Genomic DNA, 17,376 nt, shown 5'->3' on the forward strand with positions numbered 1-17,376 from the left:
GTGAACAAGTGGTTGATTCCAGCGGTTACGGCCGTGGCATTGCTCAGCGGTTGCTCTACCGTACAACGCGGTTCGATTCCGGTTGTCGATTCCGGCACTGCCGTTTCCAATAGCGAGCGGGTCTCGGCCAATGGCGGCTTCCGTCAAACGACGGTGCAGCGGCCGGTGCAGGGACAGGTCCAGGCGATTCCCCAGGGCGATACCGGTGTCGTCGTGATGGTGCCCGGTGGCGGCGCCACGACGTCGGCACCGATCAGCAGCACACCGATCACGCCAGGGCCGATCACGCCGGGCCCTATCGATACTTCACCAATCGACCAGGGCAGCTTCAACATGCCTTCTGCACCGAGCAGCATTCCCTCGACCAGTTCGGGAGGTCTGTCCGCTGATGAACAATTGGACGGTCCAGTACTGGCATTGCTCACCACAGCCCAACAGCAACAGGCCGGTGGTGACCTCAATGGTGCGTCCTCCAGCCTTGAGCGAGCCCAGCGTGTTGCGCCGCGTGAACCCCAGGTTCTCTATCGCCTGGCCCAGGTGCGCATGGCCCAGGGCGATGCGCCGCAAGCCGAGCAACTGGCCCGCCGTGGCCTGACATTCGCCAACGGTCGTCCGGCGCTTCAGGCCAGCCTGTGGGAATTGATCGCTCAGGCCCGTGAGAAACAAGGCGACTCCGCCGGCGCGGCATTGGCCCGTCAGAAGGCCAAGGTTTCGCTCTGATGGATACGCGTTTTCCCAAGATCGCCGATCAGTTGCTGCTGATTGAGCGCGAGTTGCGGGTCCAGGGCTGGTGGAGCAGCGTTTCGCCGTCGGCCGAGGCGTTGGCCAGTGTCGAGCCGTTCGCGGTCGACACGCTGGACTTCGAGCAATGGCTGCAATGGATTTTCCTGCCGCGCATGAAAGCCATCCTGGAAAATGACCTGCCGCTGCCCAACGCCTCGGGCATCCTGGAGATGGCTCAAATGGTCTATGCCCAGCGGCCGGGGCAAGGCGTGGAGTTGCAGCGACTGTTGGCGCAGTTCGACCAATTGATCAGCGACGTTAACTGACCGCCATTTATTGGCAGTGCTCCTCGATCTGCTTGCGGGTTTCGTCGATGCGCTGGCGCCGCTCCTCTTCTGTGAGGCGGCGCATTTCCCCTTCCACATCCTCGCGTACCCGCGGGTTGTTCTGCAGTTGCGCCAGATTGGTCCGAGTCTGTTCGCAGAAGGCCTTGAGCTGGGCTTGCTGCTCGGCAATCTGTTGCTTGACCTGTTGGTCAATCGCCTTCTGGTCACCAATGACCCCGGCAGGCGGGGGGGCTGCTGGCTTGGCGGCGGAAGGGGAGGACTTGATCACCGTCGTGGCCTGTCCTTCAGGCGGTGGCTGGGAGCCAAAGTGGGTAACTCCTTGGGCGTCCACCCATTTATAGACCTGACCGGCCATGCACATCGGGCTCAGGCCAACCAGCAGGCTGGCCGTCAAGAAGAACATTCGCATGCTGTTTCCTTGTCATGGGTTGCGCAATTGAAGCTAACACAGTTGCTGTTTAAAGGTTTTTTCTTGCGTTCTCATGCGCTTACTTCGAATAAAGCACATTGACGGCTTGACTTGCAGAGGGCGAAACAGAAGAATCCAAAGTCCGCTGTAGAGGGACTGCCAGAAGCAGGCCCACTCGGCAGATCATGAGGCGCACATCCGCGCCGACCTGTTACACCCGCAACGCGTTACCTCGCGCTGGGTGGGAAAGGCCCGCAACACTTGGGACGATCCCAATACTTGCTCAGTCAGTGCTGACGTAGTCGGCGACCACCGTCGCTCATGCTCTGCCGAGAAGTAAACCTATTAAGACCCGTCCCTTTTTGTGGGTCGGTATTCTGGCGTTTTAGAGGTGAACAACGTGGAGCTTTTATCTGGCGGTGAGATGCTCGTCCGCTTTTTGCGTGACGAAGGCGTCAAATATATCTACGGGTACCCCGGTGGTGCTCTTCTTCATGTCTATGATGCCCTGTTCAAAGAACCGGAAGTGACCCACATCCTGGTTCGTCATGAGCAAGCGGCGACCCACATGGCTGACGGTTATGCCCGTGCCACCGGTAAAGCCGGCGTGGTCCTGGTGACTTCCGGCCCTGGCGCCACGAACGCCATCACCGGTATCGCCACGGCGTACATGGACTCTATCCCGATGGTGATCATCTCCGGTCAGGTGCCCAGCACCATGGTCGGCACCGACGCGTTCCAGGAAACCGACATGATCGGTATTTCCCGGCCGATCGTGAAGCACAGCTTCATGATCAAGCACGCTTCGGAGATCCCGGAGGTCATGAAGAAGGCGTTCTACCTGGCTGAATCCGGTCGTCCGGGCCCGGTTGTGGTCGATGTCCCGAAAGACATGACCAACCCGGCCGAGAAGTTCGAATACATTTTCCCCAAGAAAGCCAAGCTGCGTTCCTACAGCCCGGCTGTGCGCGGTCACTCCGGGCAAATCCGCAAGGCAGCCGAAATGCTGCTGGCGGCCAAGCGTCCGGTGCTGTACTCGGGTGGCGGCGTCATCCTCGGTGGTGGCTCCGCGCCGCTGACCGAATTGGCGAAAATGCTCAACCTGCCGGTCACCAATACGCTGATGGGGTTGGGCGCCTACCCGGGCACTGACCGTCAGTTCATCGGCATGCTCGGCATGCACGGCAGCTATACCGCCAACCTGGCGATGCACCATGCCGATGTGATTCTGGCGGTCGGCGCGCGTTTCGACGACCGTGTCATCAACGGCCCGGCGAAATTCTGCCCGAACGCCAAGATCATCCATATCGACATCGACCCGGCGTCGATCTCCAAGACCATCAAGGCAGACGTGCCGATTGTCGGTCCTGTGGAGAGCGTGCTGAGCGAAATGGTCGCCATCCTCAAGGAAATCGGCGAGGCTCCGAACAAGGAGTCCGTGGCCAGCTGGTGGAAGCAGGTTGATGAGTGGCGCGGTGATCGTGGCCTGTTCCCTTACGACAAGGGCGACGGCAGCGTGATCAAGCCGCAGACCGTAATCGAAACCCTGTGCGAAGTGACCAAGGGCGATGCCTTTGTGACCTCCGACGTGGGCCAGCACCAGATGTTCGCCGCGCAGTACTACAAGTTCAACAAGCCCAACCGCTGGATCAACTCCGGTGGTCTGGGCACCATGGGCTTCGGTTTCCCGGCGGCCATGGGCGTCAAGTTGAGCTTTCCGGATAGCGACGTCGCCTGTGTCACGGGCGAGGGCAGTATCCAGATGAACATCCAGGAGCTGTCGACCTGCCTGCAGTACGGTTTGCCGGTGAAAATCGTCAACCTGAACAACGGCGTACTGGGCATGGTTCGCCAGTGGCAGGACATGAGCTACGGCAGCCGTCACTCGCACTCCTACATGGAGTCGTTGCCGGACTTCGTCAAGCTGGTCGAAGCCTATGGTCACGTGGGCATCCGCATCACTGACCTGAAGGACTTGAAGTCCGGGCTCGAAGAAGCTTTCGCCATGAAGGATCGCCTGGTGTTCCTCGATATCAAGGTCGATACCAGCGAGCACGTCTACCCGATGCAGATCAAAGACGGCTCCATGCGCGATATGTGGCTGAGCAAGACGGAGCGTACCTAATCATGCGACATATTATTTCCCTGCTTCTGGAAAACGAACCGGGTGCTCTGTCTCGCGTAGTGGGCCTGTTTTCGCAGCGCAACTACAACATCGAAAGCCTGACCGTGGCGCCAACCGAAGACCCGACCCTGTCGCGTCTGACGCTGACCACTGTGGGGCACGATGAAATCATCGAGCAGATCACCAAGAACCTGAACAAGCTGATCGAGGTGGTCAAGCTGGTGGACCTGTCGGAAAGCGCGCACATCGAGCGCGAGCTGATGCTGGTCAAGGTCAAGGCCACCGGTGCCCAGCGCGCCGAGATCAAACGCACTACCGATATTTATCGTGGGCAGATCGTCGATGTCAGCGCCAGCGTCTATACCGTTCAGTTGACCGGTACCAGCGACAAGCTCGACAGCTTCATTCAATCGATCGGCACTGCCTCGATTCTGGAAACCGTACGCAGTGGCGTCACCGGGATTGCCCGTGGCGACAAAGTACTGAGCATCTAAACCAAATTAGCGAATGGCCTGAATGGCCGGAAATAGGGGTAATTCATGAAAGTTTTCTACGATAAAGACTGCGACCTGTCGATCATCCAGGGCAAGAAAGTCGCCATCATCGGTTACGGTTCCCAAGGCCACGCCCAGGCGTGCAACCTCAAGGACTCCGGTGTTGACGTGACCGTCGGCCTGCGTAAAGGCTCGGCCACCGTTGCCAAGGCCGAGGCCCATGGTCTGAAAGTCACCGACGTGGCTTCTGCCGTTGCCGCCGCCGACCTGGTCATGATCCTGACCCCGGACGAGTTCCAGTCTTCGCTGTACAAGAACGAAATCGAACCGAACATCAAGAAAGGCGCCACCCTGGCCTTCTCCCACGGTTTCGCGATTCACTACAACCAGGTAGTGCCACGCGCCGACCTCGACGTGATCATGATCGCGCCGAAGGCCCCGGGCCACACCGTTCGTTCCGAATTCGTGAAGGGCGGCGGTATCCCTGACCTGATCGCGATCTATCAGGACGCCTCCGGCAACGCCAAGAACGTCGCTCTGTCCTACGCTGCCGGTGTTGGCGGCGGCCGTACCGGCATCATCGAAACCACCTTCAAGGACGAAACCGAAACCGACCTGTTCGGCGAACAAGCCGTTCTGTGCGGCGGTACTGTCGAGCTGGTCAAGGCCGGTTTCGAAACCCTGGTTGAAGCTGGCTACGCGCCGGAAATGGCCTACTTCGAATGCCTGCACGAACTGAAGCTGATCGTTGACCTCATGTACGAAGGCGGTATCGCCAACATGAACTACTCGATCTCCAACAACGCTGAATACGGCGAGTACGTGACGGGTCCGGAAGTGATCAACGCCGAATCCCGCCAGGCCATGCGTAACGCCCTGAAACGTATTCAGGACGGCGAATACGCCAAGATGTTCATCAGCGAAGGCGCTACCGGCTATCCTTCGATGACCGCCAAGCGTCGCAACAACGCCGCTCACGGTATCGAAATCATTGGCGAGCAGCTGCGCTCGATGATGCCGTGGATCGGTGCCAACAAGATCGTCGACAAAGCCAAGAACTAAGTCGCGAGCTTGATCGGAAAACGCGGCCCTGGCCGCGTTTTTTCGTTTGGGCGGTGGCTTCTGGTATAAAGCTGCATCGTTTGCGGCCGAACCCTCGTCCCAGACACCTGTCGAATTTTTCACACCGTTGCAAGGTACTGTCCATGAGCGAACGCCCCGACGAGCCCAACCAGGCTCCTGACGCCGAAAGCCTGCTGCCCATCGATGAGCACGTCGAAGAAGGACATGACGCTGAAGGCCGTAAGGTCCGGCACCGTGGCATCTATCTGCTGCCGAATCTGTTCACCACCGCGAACCTGTTCGCCGGTTTCTATTCCATCATCAGCTCCATGAGCGCCCAAGCGGCCTTGAGCGCCGGCGATAGCGCCGGGGCGAGTCGTTACTTTGCCTTCGCTGCCATCGCGATCTTTGTCGCCATGGTGCTCGATGGCCTGGACGGGCGTGTGGCCCGCATGACCAATACCCAGAGCGCGTTCGGTGCCGAGTACGATTCGCTGTCGGACATGGTCGCTTTCGGCGTGGCCCCGGCCTTGCTGGCGTTCGGTTGGGCGCTGGGGGACATGGGCAAGGTCGGCTGGATGGTCGCCTTCGTCTATGTTGCCGGTGCCGCGTTGCGTCTGGCACGTTTCAACACCCAGGTCGGTACGGCTGACAAGCGCTACTTCATCGGCTTGGCGAGTCCTGCCGCTGCGGGTGTCGTAGCCGGTGTTGTCTGGGCTTTCAGCGACTACGGTATCCAGGGATCGAAGATGTCGTTCCTTGTGGCGCTGCTGGTAGCGGCGTCCGGTATGCTGATGGTCAGCAACATCAAGTACAACAGCTTCAAGGAGCTGGATCTCAAAGGGCGGGTGCCGTTCGTGGCGATTCTGGCGGTGGTGCTGGTGTTCGCGGTGGTCTTCAGTGATCCGCCACGTATCTTGTTGCTGGTATTCCTCGCCTATGCCGCTTCCGGCCCGGTTCAATACCTGTTGCGCCTGCGCCGACACAAAAAAGCCGAGTGATGTAATTTCCCTCATACTCCGCAGTCTATTGGTGCATCTGCCCTCCAATGCTGCGGAGTTGTCATGCTGATCAAGATCCCCAAGTCGTCCGACTGCCTTGAGTCGGACGTCACGCCAGAATCCCTCTATCTATCCCGTCGCCAAATGCTTGGGGCCGCCATGGCGGGGCTTGCCGTCAGCGGTCTTCCGCGTTGGGCCAGTGCTGCCGATGTTGCGCGTTATGCGGATGTCGAGCCCGGCAAGGCGCCGTCCTGGTTTGCCGAGAAGCTGCCGTCCACCCAATGGGGCGCGGTTACGGTCAAGGATGAGTCCATCACTCCTTTTAAAGACGCCACCCATTACAACAATTTCTATGAGTTCGGAACCGGCAAAGGTGATCCGGCGGCCAATGCCGGATCCTTGAAAACCGAGCCCTGGAGCGTGGTGGTCGATGGGGAAGTGGGCAAGCCGGGGCGCTATGCGTTGGAAGACTTCATGAAACCTTACCAGTTGGAGGAGCGAATCTATCGCCTGCGGTGCGTGGAGGCCTGGTCCATGGTTATCCCATGGATTGGCTTTCCCATTTCGGCGTTGCTCAAGCAGGTCGAGCCGACCTCCAAGGCCAAGTACATTCGTTTCGAAACCCTGCAGGATCCCAAGACTATGCCAGGGCAGCGCTCAGGGTTTGCTTTGATCGACTGGCCTTATGTCGAGGGCTTGCGACTGGATGAAGCGATGAATCCGCTGGCAATCATGGCGGTTGGGATGTATGGGCGAGAGTTGCCGAATCAGAACGGTGCACCGTTGCGCTTGGTGGTGCCGTGGAAGTACGGGTTCAAAAGTGTGAAGTCCATTTCGCGCATCAGTCTGGTCAGCGAGCAGCCCAAGACCACCTGGCAGAGCATTGCGTCCGACGAGTACGGCTTTTACGCCAACGTCAATCCGACGGTCGATCACCCGCGTTGGACCCAGGCACGGGAGCGCCGTCTGCCGAGCGGGCTGTTCAGTCCTAACGTGCGCGATACGTTGATGTTCAACGGCTATCAGGATGAAGTCGCTTCTTTATATGCAGGGATGGACTTGAGGAAGGACTACTGATGCGTTTTCCAGTCTGGCGAATCGGCGTCTTTGTCGCGGCGGCGGTTTGGCCGTTGCTCTGGCTCTACGAAGCGTTGATGAATAAGTTGGGGCCTGACCCAGGCAAGGTGCTGGTGGATCGGCTCGGGTTGGGCACGCTTATTTTGTTGTTGATCACCTTGAGCATGACGCCGTTGCAGAAACTCACGGGGTGGGCAGGGTGGATCGCGGTCAGGCGTCAGCTGGGATTGTGGTGTTTTGCTTATGTGGTGCTGCATTTGAGTGGGTATACGGCGTTCATCCTGGGGTTCGATTGGTCGCAACTGGGCGTCGAGCTGAGCAAGCGACCTTATATTATCGTCGGAGCGCTCGGGTTTCTGGGGCTCTTGGCGCTGGCGATTACTTCCAATCGCTACAGTCAGCGGCGACTGGGCGCGCGCTGGAAAAAACTGCATCGCCTGGTTTATCCGATCTTGGGCCTTGGATTGCTGCATATGTTGTGGATTGTGCGGGCGGATCTTAAGGAGTGGTCGATTTACGCCTTTATAGGTGCTGTGCTTTTGATGCTTCGAATTCCTGTGGTTACGCGCCGGATACCGCGTTTAATTGGACGCAAAGCACCTTCTGCAACAAAAGCGTAATTAACGCTTGACGGCAAATCCTGGACGTCTATAATTCGCCCCACTTCCGGCGCAGTCGAAACGAAAAACTCCTTGAGTTTCAATGAGTTAAACGATTTTCGGCAGCGCAGGGCTTCAGGTCATCGAAGCTTGGGAAGCAGTTGGTGGGGCGGTTTTCCTGGCTCCGTTAACGATTCGATCTTCTCGATCGAAAGCGGTCAAAAAGAGGTGTTGACAGCAGCGAGTAACGCTGTAGAATTCGCCTCCCGCTAACGAGAGATCGGAAGCGCAAGTGGTTGAAGTTGCAGAGGAAACTTTGAAAACTTCTTAAAATAACCGCTTGACAGATACACCGGGCGCTGTAGAATGCGCGCCTCGGTTGAGACGAAAGGCTCAACCCACCGCTCTTTAACAACTGAATCAAGCAATTCGTGTGGGTGCTTGTGGAGTCAGACTGCTAGTCAACAGATTATCAGCATCACAAGTTACTCCGCGAGAAATCAAAGATGTAACCAACGATTGCTGAGCCAAGTTTAGGGTTTTCTCAAAACCCAAAGATGTTTGAACTGAAGAGTTTGATCATGGCTCAGATTGAACGCTGGCGGCAGGCCTAACACATGCAAGTCGAGCGGTAGAGAGGTGCTTGCACCTCTTGAGAGCGGCGGACGGGTGAGTAAAGCCTAGGAATCTGCCTGGTAGTGGGGGATAACGCTCGGAAACGGACGCTAATACCGCATACGTCCTACGGGAGAAAGCAGGGGACCTTCGGGCCTTGCGCTATCAGATGAGCCTAGGTCGGATTAGCTAGTTGGTGAGGTAATGGCTCACCAAGGCGACGATCCGTAACTGGTCTGAGAGGATGATCAGTCACACTGGAACTGAGACACGGTCCAGACTCCTACGGGAGGCAGCAGTGGGGAATATTGGACAATGGGCGAAAGCCTGATCCAGCCATGCCGCGTGTGTGAAGAAGGTCTTCGGATTGTAAAGCACTTTAAGTTGGGAGGAAGGGCATTAACCTAATACGTTAGTGTTTTGACGTTACCGACAGAATAAGCACCGGCTAACTCTGTGCCAGCAGCCGCGGTAATACAGAGGGTGCAAGCGTTAATCGGAATTACTGGGCGTAAAGCGCGCGTAGGTGGTTCGTTAAGTTGGATGTGAAATCCCCGGGCTCAACCTGGGAACTGCATTCAAAACTGTCGAGCTAGAGTATGGTAGAGGGTGGTGGAATTTCCTGTGTAGCGGTGAAATGCGTAGATATAGGAAGGAACACCAGTGGCGAAGGCGACCACCTGGACTGATACTGACACTGAGGTGCGAAAGCGTGGGGAGCAAACAGGATTAGATACCCTGGTAGTCCACGCCGTAAACGATGTCAACTAGCCGTTGGGAGCCTTGAGCTCTTAGTGGCGCAGCTAACGCATTAAGTTGACCGCCTGGGGAGTACGGCCGCAAGGTTAAAACTCAAATGAATTGACGGGGGCCCGCACAAGCGGTGGAGCATGTGGTTTAATTCGAAGCAACGCGAAGAACCTTACCAGGCCTTGACATCCAATGAACTTTCCAGAGATGGATTGGTGCCTTCGGGAACATTGAGACAGGTGCTGCATGGCTGTCGTCAGCTCGTGTCGTGAGATGTTGGGTTAAGTCCCGTAACGAGCGCAACCCTTGTCCTTAGTTACCAGCACGTCATGGTGGGCACTCTAAGGAGACTGCCGGTGACAAACCGGAGGAAGGTGGGGATGACGTCAAGTCATCATGGCCCTTACGGCCTGGGCTACACACGTGCTACAATGGTCGGTACAGAGGGTTGCCAAGCCGCGAGGTGGAGCTAATCCCACAAAACCGATCGTAGTCCGGATCGCAGTCTGCAACTCGACTGCGTGAAGTCGGAATCGCTAGTAATCGCGAATCAGAATGTCGCGGTGAATACGTTCCCGGGCCTTGTACACACCGCCCGTCACACCATGGGAGTGGGTTGCACCAGAAGTAGCTAGTCTAACCTTCGGGGGGACGGTTACCACGGTGTGATTCATGACTGGGGTGAAGTCGTAACAAGGTAGCCGTAGGGGAACCTGCGGCTGGATCACCTCCTTAATCGACGACCGCAGCTGCTTCATGAGCTCCCACACGAATTGCTTGATTCATTGAAGAAGACGATTGGGTCTGTAGCTCAGTTGGTTAGAGCGCACCCCTGATAAGGGTGAGGTCGGCAGTTCGAATCTGCCCAGACCCACCAATTTCATGGTGTTCCCTGTAGAAATACGGGGCCATAGCTCAGCTGGGAGAGCGCCTGCCTTGCACGCAGGAGGTCAGCGGTTCGATCCCGCTTGGCTCCACCATTACAGATTGGCACCAACGTTTAAAGCTTAGAAATGAGCATTCCACCAAGACGGTGCTGAATGTTGATTTCTAGTCTTTTGATTAGATCGTTCTTTAAAAATTTGGGTATGTGATAGAAAGATAGACTGAACGTTACTTTCACTGGTAACGGATCAGGCTAAGGTAAAATTTGTGAGTGCTCTTAGAGCATGCGAATTTTCGGCGAATGTCGTCTTCACAGTATAACCAGATTGCTTGGGGTTATATGGTCAAGTGAAGAAGCGCATACGGTGGATGCCTTGGCAGTCAGAGGCGATGAAAGACGTGGTAGCCTGCGAAAAGCTTCGGGGAGTCGGCAAACAGACTTTGATCCGGAGATGTCTGAATGGGGGAACCCAGCCATCATAAGATGGTTATCTTGTACTGAATACATAGGTGCAAGAGGCGAACCAGGGGAACTGAAACATCTAAGTACCCTGAGGAAAAGAAATCAACCGAGATTCCCTTAGTAGTGGCGAGCGAACGGGGACTAGCCCTTAAGTGGCTTTGAGATTAGCGGAACGCTCTGGAAAGTGCGGCCATAGTGGGTGATAGCCCTGTACGCGAAAATCTCTTAGTCATGAAATCGAGTAGGACGGAGCACGAGAAACTTTGTCTGAATATGGGGGGACCATCCTCCAAGGCTAAATACTACTGACTGACCGATAGTGAACTAGTACCGTGAGGGAAAGGCGAAAAGAACCCCGGAGAGGGGAGTGAAATAGATCCTGAAACCGTATGCGTACAAGCAGTGGGAGCCCACTTTGTTGGGTGACTGCGTACCTTTTGTATAATGGGTCAGCGACTTATTTTCAGTGGCGAGCTTAACCGAATAGGGGAGGCGTAGCGAAAGCGAGTCTTAATAGGGCGTCTAGTCGCTGGGAATAGACCCGAAACCGGGCGATCTATCCATGGGCAGGTTGAAGGTTAGGTAACACTGACTGGAGGACCGAACCGACTACCGTTGAAAAGTTAGCGGATGACCTGTGGATCGGAGTGAAAGGCTAATCAAGCTCGGAGATAGCTGGTTCTCCTCGAAAGCTATTTAGGTAGCGCCTCATGTATCACTGTAGGGGGTAGAGCACTGTTTCGGCTAGGGGGTCATCCCGACTTACCAAACCGATGCAAACTCCGAATACCTACAAGTGCCGAGCATGGGAGACACACGGCGGGTGCTAACGTCCGTCGTGAAAAGGGAAACAACCCAGACCGTCAGCTAAGGTCCCAAAGTTATGGTTAAGTGGGAAACGATGTGGGAAGGCTTAGACAGCTAGGAGGTTGGCTTAGAAGCAGCCACCCTTTAAAGAAAGCGTAATAGCTCACTAGTCGAGTCGGCCTGCGCGGAAGATGTAACGGGGCTCAAACCATACACCGAAGCTACGGGTATCACTTAGGTGATGCGGTAGAGGAGCGTTCTGTAAGCCTGTGAAGGTGAGTTGAGAAGCTTGCTGGAGGTATCAGAAGTGCGAATGCTGACATGAGTAACGACAATGGGTGTGAAAAACACCCACGCCGAAAGACCAAGGTTTCCTGCGCAACGTTAATCGACGCAGGGTTAGTCGGTCCCTAAGGCGAGGCTGAAAAGCGTAGTCGATGGAAAACAGGTTAATATTCCTGTACTTCTGGTTATTGCGATGGAGGGACGGAGAAGGCTAGGCCAGCTTGGCGTTGGTTGTCCAAGTTTAAGGTGGTAGGCTGAGATCTTAGGTAAATCCGGGATCTTAAGGCCGAGAGCTGATGACGAGTTACCCTTTGGGTGACGAAGTGGTTGATGCCATGCTTCCAAGAAAAGCTTCTAAGCTTCAGGTAACCAGGAACCGTACCCCAAACCGACACAGGTGGTTGGGTAGAGAATACCAAGGCGCTTGAGAGAACTCGGGTGAAGGAACTAGGCAAAATGGCACCGTAACTTCGGGAGAAGGTGCGCCGGTGAGGGTGAAGCACTTGCTGCGTAAGCCCACGCCGGTCGAAGATACCAGGCCGCTGCGACTGTTTATTAAAAACACAGCACTCTGCAAACACGAAAGTGGACGTATAGGGTGTGACGCCTGCCCGGTGCCGGAAGGTTAATTGATGGGGTTAGCTAACGCGAAGCTCTTGATCGAAGCCCCGGTAAACGGCGGCCGTAACTATAACGGTCCTAAGGTAGCGAAATTCCTTGTCGGGTAAGTTCCGACCTGCACGAATGGCGTAACGATGGCGGCGCTGTCTCCACCCGAGACTCAGTGAAATTGAAATCGCTGTGAAGATGCAGTGTATCCGCGGCTAGACGGAAAGACCCCGTGAACCTTTACTATAGCTTTGCACTGGACTTTGAATTTGCTTGTGTAGGATAGGTGGGAGGCTTTGAAGCGTGGACGCCAGTTCGCGTGGAGCCATCCTTGAAATACCACCCTGGCAACTTTGAGGTTCTAACTCAGGTCCGTTATCCGGATCGAGGACAGTGTATGGTGGGTAGTTTGACTGGGGCGGTCTCCTCCTAAAGAGTAACGGAGGAGTACGAAGGTGCGCTCAGACCGGTCGGAAATCGGTCGTAGAGTATAAAGGCAAAAGCGCGCTTGACTGCGAGACAGACACGTCGAGCAGGTACGAAAGTAGGTCTTAGTGATCCGGTGGTTCTGTATGGAAGGGCCATCGCTCAACGGATAAAAGGTACTCCGGGGATAACAGGCTGATACCGCCCAAGAGTTCATATCGACGGCGGTGTTTGGCACCTCGATGTCGGCTCATCACATCCTGGGGCTGAAGCCGGTCCCAAGGGTATGGCTGTTCGCCATTTAAAGTGGTACGCGAGCTGGGTTTAGAACGTCGTGAGACAGTTCGGTCCCTATCTGCCGTGGACGTTTGAGATTTGAGAGGGGCTGCTCCTAGTACGAGAGGACCGGAGTGGACGAACCTCTGGTGTTCCGGTTGTCACGCCAGTGGCATTGCCGGGTAGCTATGTTCGGAAAAGATAACCGCTGAAAGCATCTAAGCGGGAAACTTGCCTCAAGATGAGATCTCACTGGGACCTTGAGTCCCCTGAAGGGCCGTCGAAGACTACGACGTTGATAGGTGGGGTGTGTAAGCGCTGTGAGGCGTTGAGCTAACCCATACTAATTGCCCGTGAGGCTTGACCATATAACACCCAAGCAATTTGCTGACCCGATACAGGGCACCAGATTGCGGTGTGTGAAGACGCTATGAACCGAAAGTTCGCACAACACACAAACCTATCGCATACCCATTCGCTGGAACGTGACCGCAAGGCACGCGCTGGCTACCGAATTTCTTGACGACCATAGAGCATTGGAACCACCTGATCCCATCCCGAACTCAGTAGTGAAACGATGCATCGCCGATGGTAGTGTGGGGTTTCCCCATGTGAGAGTAGGTCATCGTCAAGATTAAATTCCGAAACCCCTATCTGCTGACGCAGGTAGGGGTTTTGTTTTGCCCGCAATAAAATTGCGCCGAGGCTCGGAATAAATTTGCACAGTTATTTTCAAGCCAGCGCACTAGAATAGCCTCCACCTTAGTTGAGCCAGAGCTCTTTATGCCCGATCCGTTTGACGCCCCTCGGTTGTCAGATCTGCCGTTGGATGACTTGGTGGCGTGCCATGAGTGCGACCTGTTGATGCGCAAGCCCCAGCTGGCCCATGGCGAAAAAGCCGAATGCCCTCGCTGTGGGTATGAGCTCTACGCTCACCGACACAATGTGGTCGAACGCAGCCTTGCATTGGTCATTGCCGCTCTGCTGTTGTATGTGCCGGCGAACTTTTTACCCATCATGCAGCTCAATTTGCTCGGCCAATCCTCCCAGGACACCGTTTGGAGTGGTGTGGTCGGCCTGTTCAATACCGGCATGCAAGGTGTATCGGTGGTGGTTTTTCTGTGCAGCATGGGTATTCCGCTGCTTAAACTGCTTTGCCAATTGGCCGTGTTACTGACCATTCGCTGGAATATCGGCCGTAGCTACGGCTTATTGCTCTATCGCATTTATCACCATTTACGCGACTGGGGCATGCTGGAGGTTTACCTCATGGGTGTGCTGGTGGCCATCGTCAAGTTGGCAGACATGGCGGCCATTACCGTGGGGCTTGGTCTGGCGTGTTTTATCAGTTTGTTGCTCGTCCAGGTCTGGCTGGAGGTGGTGATGTCGCCGCATCAGATCTGGCAAGCGTTATCAGGAGAGGACGCTCATGCGGGCGATTGATGCGGGTATTTTGATCTGCACAGAATGCCACGAGCTAAACCGGCAGGAAGCTGACGTCGATACACAAACCTGTACCCGCTGCGGCGCCCTGGTTCATCCTCGTCGCCCAAACAGCTTGATGCGGACCTGGGCGTTATTGGTCACTGCCGCGATTCTCTACATTCCGGCCAACATGCTACCGATCATGACCATCAACTCGTTGGGGCAAGGGGCTCCGAGCACCATCATGGCCGGGGTCATCGAACTGGTTCAGCACGGGATGATTCCGATTGCCGCCGTGGTGTTCATCGCCAGTATCGTCGTTCCGACTTTCAAGTTGGTAGGCATCGCCTTGCTGCTGTTTTCCGTGCAACGGCACCAGCCCATGTCTGCGCGGCAACGCATCCTTATGTACCGTTTTATCGAGTTCATTGGGCGCTGGTCGATGCTGGATATTTTTGTGATCGCCATATTGGTGGCGGTAGTGAATTTCGGTCGACTCGCCAGTGTCGAAGCCGGTCTTGGTGCAATTGCTTTTGCCAGCGTAGTGATTTTGACAATGATTGCCGCAGTAACCTTCGATCCCCGACTGATTTGGGATAACACGGAGTCGGATGACGACCATGACTGATTTGCCTACCGCTAAAACCCGACCGGCTTCGAACTGGTCCGCGATTTGGGTCTTGCCGCTGATTGCCTTGATTATCGGCGGCTGGCTCGGCTGGCGGGCCTATAACGAAACCGGCATCGAGATCAACGTGCGCTTTGAAAGCGGCGAGGGTATTCAGGTCAACAAGACTGAAGTCGTCTACAAGGGTATGCCGGTTGGCAAAGTGAAGTCCCTCAAGCTCGATGACGAAGGCAGCTCGAAAGGCGTGGTCGCGACCATTGAGATGAACAAGGACGTCGAGCAATACCTCAAGACCGGGACACGCTTCTGGTTGGTCAAGCCGAGCGTGACCCTGGCCGGCATCACCGGCCTGGAAACCCTGGTTTCCGGTAACTACGTGGCTATCAGCCCGGGGGAAGGGGAGCCGATCCGTAAATTCAAGGCCCTGGCCGAAGAGCCGCCGCTCTCGGACGCCAAGCCTGGTTTGCACCTGACCCTCAAGGCCGAGCGCCTGGGCTCGCTGAACCGTGGCAGCCCGGTGTTCTATAAACAGATTCAGGTCGGGCAGGTGAAAAGCTACCTGCTATCGGAGGATCAGAGCACGGTCGAAATCAAAATCTATATCGAACCGACTTATGCCAGCCTGGTGCGTAAACACACGCGTTTCTGGAATGCCAGCGGCATCAGCATCGATGCCAACCTGTCGGGCGTCAAAGTGCGCAGCGAATCCCTGGCGAGCATCGTGGCCGGTGGTATCGCGTTCGCCACGCCGGAGAGTCGCAAAGACAGTCCGCCCACAGACCCGAGCCTGCCGTTTCGTCTTTATGAAGACTTCGACGCTGCCGCTGCCGGCATCCGCGTGAAGGTCAAGCTCAGCGACTTCGAAGGGTTACAGTCCGGTCGTACTCCGGTGATGTACAAAGGCATTCAGGTCGGCAGCCTGAAGAACCTCAAGGTCGATCCGGATCTGTCCAGCGCTACCGCTGAATTGACCCTAGACCCACTGGCCGAAGATTACCTGGTGACCGGCACCCAGTTCTGGGTGGTCAAGCCGTCGATCTCGCTGGCGGGGATTACGGGCCTTGAGGCATTGGTCAAAGGTAACTACATCGCCATACGTCCCGGCGACAAGGGAGGCGCGCCGCAGCGCGAATTTGAAGCCAGGCCGAAGGCGCCACCGCTGGACTTGCGTTCGCCCGGGCTGCACCTGGTCCTGCTCACTGAAAACCTGGGTTCGCTGGAGGTCGGCAGTCCGATTCTCTACAAACAGGTCAAGGTTGGATCGGTGCAGAGCTACCAGTTCTCCCGCAAGAAAAAGCAGTTGATCATTGGTGTGCACATCGAGAAGGAATACGAAGGTCTGGTCAACGGATCGACCCGGTTCTGGAATGCCAGTGGGATTACGCTCACGGGTGGTTTGACGGGGGGGATCCAGGTCAAGAGCGAATCCCTGCAAAGCCTGATGGCCGGCGGCATTTCTTTCGATACGCCGGAACCCAATGTGCCGTTGAAAAGGCGCATCCCACGGTTCCGTCTGCATGCAGACCGAGAAGCCGCGCAACAGAAAGGCACAATGGTGACGATCAAGGTCGATCGCGCCGACGGTTTGCGCAGCGGCACGCCGATTCGTTTCAAAGGGCTGGATGTGGGCAAGATCGAAGACGTGGACCTCAGCGCCGACATGCAATCGATCCTGCTTACCGCACGTATCACCGAAGTGCCGGAGCGTATTGCTCGGGTCGGCTCTCAGTTCTGGGTGGTCAAGCCCGAACTGGGGCTGATGAAGACCTCGAACCTGGAGACGCTGGTGACCGGGCAGTACATCGAAGTACAGCCACCGGTGAAAAACCTGGGGCCGCAGAAAAACTTCGTGGCCCTCGCCAGCCCACCGCAAAACGCCGTCCCTGAAGCCGGTCTGAGCCTGGTGTTGAGCGCCGCTCGCCGTGGTTCGTTGAAGACCGGCGTGCCGGTGACGTATCGCGAGATTACCGTGGGCAAAGTTACTGGCTATGAATTGGGCCAGACGGCGGACCGTGTGCTGGTTCATATCCTGATCGAGCCCAAGTACGCGCCATTGGTGCGCAGCGGCACGCGATTCTGGAATACCAGTGGCTTCGGCATGGACTTCGGGTTGTTCAAAGGCGCGACAGTGCGGACTGAGTCGCTGGAGACGCTGATTCAGGGCGGCATCGCTTTTGCCACCCCGGATGGCGAGCGGATGGGCAACCCGGCGCGACCGGAGCAGACCTTCCCCTTGTTCGATCAGTTTGAAGAGGAGTGGCTGACCTGGGCGCCGAAGATCAAGCTGGGTAAGTGATCAGGGCAATCAGTCTGTTCTGACGCCATCGCGAGCAGGCTCGCTCCCACGAAGTGTCATCTGATTGCGACGCT

At 56.2% G+C, this 17,376-nt stretch carries 12 protein-coding genes, 2 tRNA genes and 3 rRNA genes; 16 read left to right on the forward strand and 1 reads right to left on the reverse strand.

All coding sequences use genetic code 11. The features are described 5' to 3' along the window. Together GKKCFE_RS02765 and GKKCFE_RS02770 are read left to right on the forward strand one after the other, a co-directional pair. A complete protein-coding gene (locus tag GKKCFE_RS02765; protein WP_047229833.1) occupies window positions 1-720 on the forward strand; it encodes a tetratricopeptide repeat protein in 720 nt (239 codons plus the stop codon). Beyond that, entirely contained in the window at window positions 720-1,049 is a 330-nt protein-coding gene (locus GKKCFE_RS02770) for a YqcC family protein (protein ID WP_047229832.1), read from the forward strand. The genes GKKCFE_RS02765 and GKKCFE_RS02770 overlap by 1 nt, the downstream gene beginning before the upstream one ends. A gap of 7 nt (window positions 1,050-1,056) precedes the next feature. Here the strand turns inward: GKKCFE_RS02770 and GKKCFE_RS02775 are convergent, their stop codons facing one another. Continuing rightward, the gene (locus GKKCFE_RS02775) at window positions 1,057-1,479 is read right to left on the reverse strand and encodes a DUF4124 domain-containing protein (protein WP_409078025.1); all 423 of its coding nucleotides are present in this window, start codon (window positions 1,477-1,479) and stop codon (window positions 1,057-1,059) included. A 400-nt stretch (window positions 1,480-1,879) separates the two neighbouring features. Here GKKCFE_RS02775 and GKKCFE_RS02780 point away from each other — a divergent pair, with 400 nt between their 5' ends. The 14 genes from GKKCFE_RS02780 to GKKCFE_RS02845 all read left to right on the forward strand — a co-directional run bounded on the left by GKKCFE_RS02780 (window position 1,880) and on the right by GKKCFE_RS02845 (window position 17,302). Further along, on the forward strand, window positions 1,880-3,604 hold the full coding sequence (locus GKKCFE_RS02780; RefSeq protein ID WP_047229879.1) for an acetolactate synthase 3 large subunit: 1,725 nt from the start codon (window positions 1,880-1,882) through the stop codon (window positions 3,602-3,604). 2 nt (window positions 3,605-3,606) lie between these two features. After that, window positions 3,607-4,098: an acetolactate synthase small subunit gene (ilvN, locus tag GKKCFE_RS02785; protein WP_003205610.1), complete on the forward strand. Its 492-nt coding sequence runs from the start codon at window positions 3,607-3,609 to the stop codon at window positions 4,096-4,098. A 45-nt stretch (window positions 4,099-4,143) separates the two neighbouring features. Further along, window positions 4,144-5,160 carry a ketol-acid reductoisomerase gene (gene ilvC / locus GKKCFE_RS02790; protein ID WP_003228216.1) on the forward strand — a complete coding sequence of 339 codons (1,017 nt, stop codon included), beginning with the start codon at window positions 4,144-4,146 and terminating at the stop codon, window positions 5,158-5,160. Window positions 5,161-5,303: 143 nt separating this feature from the next. Further along, the gene (pssA, locus tag GKKCFE_RS02795) at window positions 5,304-6,161 is read left to right on the forward strand and encodes a CDP-diacylglycerol--serine O-phosphatidyltransferase (protein ID WP_047229830.1); all 858 of its coding nucleotides are present in this window, start codon (window positions 5,304-5,306) and stop codon (window positions 6,159-6,161) included. A 63-nt stretch (window positions 6,162-6,224) separates the two neighbouring features. Then, window positions 6,225-7,238 carry a protein-methionine-sulfoxide reductase catalytic subunit MsrP gene (gene msrP / locus GKKCFE_RS02800; RefSeq protein WP_445577459.1) on the forward strand — a complete coding sequence of 338 codons (1,014 nt, stop codon included), beginning with the start codon at window positions 6,225-6,227 and terminating at the stop codon, window positions 7,236-7,238. Further along, window positions 7,238-7,858 carry a protein-methionine-sulfoxide reductase heme-binding subunit MsrQ gene (gene msrQ / locus GKKCFE_RS02805; protein ID WP_047229828.1) on the forward strand — a complete coding sequence of 207 codons (621 nt, stop codon included), beginning with the start codon at window positions 7,238-7,240 and terminating at the stop codon, window positions 7,856-7,858. Before msrP ends, msrQ begins: the two co-directional genes overlap by 1 nt. Window positions 7,859-8,400: 542 nt before the next feature. Further along, window positions 8,401-9,937, forward strand: a 16S ribosomal RNA gene (locus GKKCFE_RS02810). 65 nt (window positions 9,938-10,002) lie between these two features. Continuing rightward, window positions 10,003-10,079: transfer RNA gene (locus GKKCFE_RS02815), tRNA-Ile, on the forward strand. Between the two features lie 27 nt (window positions 10,080-10,106). Further along, a tRNA-Ala gene (locus GKKCFE_RS02820) sits at window positions 10,107-10,182 on the forward strand. Window positions 10,183-10,429: 247 nt separating this feature from the next. Then, window positions 10,430-13,321 (forward strand): 23S ribosomal RNA (locus tag GKKCFE_RS02825). Window positions 13,322-13,471: 150 nt separating this feature from the next. Continuing rightward, window positions 13,472-13,587: ribosomal RNA gene (gene rrf / locus GKKCFE_RS02830) — 5S ribosomal RNA — on the forward strand. The 16S, 23S and 5S rRNA genes sit together here with 2 tRNA genes alongside, the layout of an rRNA operon. A gap of 149 nt (window positions 13,588-13,736) precedes the next feature. Further along, entirely contained in the window at window positions 13,737-14,396 is a 660-nt protein-coding gene (locus GKKCFE_RS02835; protein ID WP_047229370.1) for a paraquat-inducible protein A, read from the forward strand. After that, window positions 14,383-15,006: a paraquat-inducible protein A gene (locus GKKCFE_RS02840; RefSeq protein ID WP_047229371.1), complete on the forward strand. Its 624-nt coding sequence runs from the start codon at window positions 14,383-14,385 to the stop codon at window positions 15,004-15,006. Before GKKCFE_RS02835 ends, GKKCFE_RS02840 begins: the two co-directional genes overlap by 14 nt. Further along, on the forward strand, window positions 14,999-17,302 hold the full coding sequence (locus GKKCFE_RS02845) for an MlaD family protein (protein ID WP_445577460.1): 2,304 nt from the start codon (window positions 14,999-15,001) through the stop codon (window positions 17,300-17,302). The genes GKKCFE_RS02840 and GKKCFE_RS02845 overlap by 8 nt, the downstream gene beginning before the upstream one ends. The last annotated feature ends 74 nt before the right edge of the window (window positions 17,303-17,376 follow it).

This window comes from Pseudomonas sp. E141, from assembly GCF_052659885.1.

Coding starts and splice junctions, on each gene's coding strand:
- GKKCFE_RS02770 (WP_047229832.1), top strand. CDS start 720: ATGGATACGCGTTTTCCCAAGATCGCCGATCAGTTGCTGCTGATTGAG.
- GKKCFE_RS02775 (WP_409078025.1), bottom strand. CDS start 1,479: ATGCGAATGTTCTTCTTGACGGCCAGCCTGCTGGTTGGCCTGAGCCCG.
- ilvN (WP_003205610.1), top strand. CDS start 3,607: ATGCGACATATTATTTCCCTGCTTCTGGAAAACGAACCGGGTGCTCTG.
- ilvC (WP_003228216.1), top strand. CDS start 4,144: ATGAAAGTTTTCTACGATAAAGACTGCGACCTGTCGATCATCCAGGGC.
- pssA (WP_047229830.1), top strand. CDS start 5,304: ATGAGCGAACGCCCCGACGAGCCCAACCAGGCTCCTGACGCCGAAAGC.
- msrP (WP_445577459.1), top strand. CDS start 6,225: ATGCTGATCAAGATCCCCAAGTCGTCCGACTGCCTTGAGTCGGACGTC.
- msrQ (WP_047229828.1), top strand. CDS start 7,238: ATGCGTTTTCCAGTCTGGCGAATCGGCGTCTTTGTCGCGGCGGCGGTT.
- GKKCFE_RS02835 (WP_047229370.1), top strand. CDS start 13,737: ATGCCCGATCCGTTTGACGCCCCTCGGTTGTCAGATCTGCCGTTGGAT.
- GKKCFE_RS02840 (WP_047229371.1), top strand. CDS start 14,383: ATGCGGGCGATTGATGCGGGTATTTTGATCTGCACAGAATGCCACGAG.
- GKKCFE_RS02845 (WP_445577460.1), top strand. CDS start 14,999: ATGACTGATTTGCCTACCGCTAAAACCCGACCGGCTTCGAACTGGTCC.